Raw genomic sequence first — 1,890 nt, 5'->3', positions numbered from 1 at the left:
GTCATTAGAAGAGTTGTGTGCTCTTGGAAAGCCCTCTTCTTAGTTGGCCAAGGTGAGTTGGAAACCTTGCTGTTCAGTGGTTGTGTAACGAGCGTCAGATTACCTAGTTGGTGTACAAGGGACATCTCATCAATTTCATCTTCATCAAAGAGAAAATCCTGCCAGGATGCCCTCCAGTCCTGAGGGAGCAGATGCTCAATCGAGGTCTTTCCTCTGATTACAGGCCCTTCAGAAAACCGCTCCGTTGCCTTGCCAACACCCCTACGATCATCTTCAATTGCTTCAAGGATCATCCTTAGTCTGGCTCGCGATATTCTGCGGTAAATCGGCTCTGAGGTAAGTGCCGAAATAACCTCTTCATCTGATGGCCAATAGCTGTTACTCGAGCTTTGCCCGGCAAGGTAAGACTCAACAGCATCACCCGCCGCGAGTCGATCCGATTTGTGGAGCAAATTCAGAAGATCGACAATCATCCGGTTGTAATTCTTGGTGTTGAGTCGAAGGATGGCCCTTCTCACTGCCCAGCTCTCTATAGAAGAGAGGGCCTTTTCGATCTGCTTGGTGGAGACAGCCTCTTGCTCTGGGTCAAAGAGCCACAAGAGCACAGGCTTAACGACCTCTGAGTCCAAGGTTGACATTCTGTAAAGAAACAATTCGGTGCGAGAGAGTTTTCCATTTTCAGCCTTGGATGCTTCCATAAGCTGCTTATAGATGTCACCAGATTTTCGGAGCTTGGGTAGCAATTTCTGCACTGGTTCCGGCGAATCATTCACGTAGACCTTGAACCGGTTGAATATCTCCCTGGCCGTGATCTCCTCTCGAGTTTGAGCGACGAGCCACTGGGTCAAAAAGAGCGAGCTTCTGGTGTACTGCAATCTTCCGGCAGACACTTGTTCTTCCCAGAAAGGGGTCTCGAAGCTTTGCCAATAACTTAGGTAAGCATCCTCAGCAGTCTTGCTATCGCCCCCGAGTCTCTGAAAGACAAAATTCTTTATCAAGTCTGCGGCTGTGAGTGGTGTGCCTCGGGCATTCAGGGTTTCGAAAATTTCCTGGGCGTCTTCATCAGCTTGGAGGTCGATGACTACCAGCTGCATATACCTACTCACGGCATCCACCAGTGCCATTGCGCGCTTTTCGAAGTCCGAGTCCCCTAACCATTCGGAAACTTGATTCGAGAAGAAAGCGTGAGCCTCGCCGATTCGGCCCACGGCGTCGACACCATCGGGACGAGTCGCTGGATCATCCGTCATCGCCTGGGTATAGGCCTCTCGATCCCTATTTGTTGGCCAAACCTTAAATGTGTCCGCATCAGTACGCCGGTACTCACCTTGGTTCTGAACAAGGTTTTTAGCTTGAGTGCTGAGCGTCTCAAGAGACCTTGTCTTGAGTTCTCTGCGAATCGCATCTAACAAGAGCTGGAGGGTGGTTAGTCTCTGCTGACCATCAATAATCGTCCGGGTCGCTAGGCTGCCCGTCTCATTGAGCTGCTGTTGTAAGACAACTGCACCTAGAAAGTGCGGGGTTGCGTTACCGTGGCTGAGAAGCCGATTAGCCACCCTCTCGACATCCTGCCAAAGAGGCAGCCATTGGGAATCGCGGTTCCAAACGTAAGGTCTTTGGAAAAGCGGCACAAGCAGCCTCTGGGGACTGAAAAACACATCTTGTGGCGTTCTAACCTGCGTAAACAACTCGGCTCCCCTCAGCTCTAATTTCTAACCCTAAGGCTACGAGACCGCTCTGATACAAAAAAGTCACTCCCCCTATCTAACTTTTACCCATGACAAACATTCAGTTTCCACAGTCACCGGCTCAGGTTTACCGTGAGACAAAGGCACAGGTTGTTGCCTATAACACAGGTGTTGTTCTCAGGATCATCTGGGAGGTTTCAAA

1 protein-coding gene is annotated in these 1,890 nt (G+C 50.3%); it reads right to left on the bottom strand.

Annotated elements, in window-relative coordinates; genetic code table 11:
- Positions 1 to 1,631, bottom strand: a 1,631-nt coding sequence (locus tag WAO31_RS02920; protein ID WP_509590049.1) for a DUF262 domain-containing protein, incomplete at its 3' end; no start/stop codon positions are given.
- Positions 1,632 to 1,890: the final 259 nt, after the last annotated feature.

The organism is Rhodoluna sp., from assembly GCF_049276775.1.
Lineage (GTDB): Bacteria > Actinomycetota > Actinomycetes > Actinomycetales > Microbacteriaceae > Rhodoluna.
The sequence above is the reverse complement of the archived record's forward strand: the minus strand, read 5'-3'. Positions and strand labels throughout refer to the sequence as shown.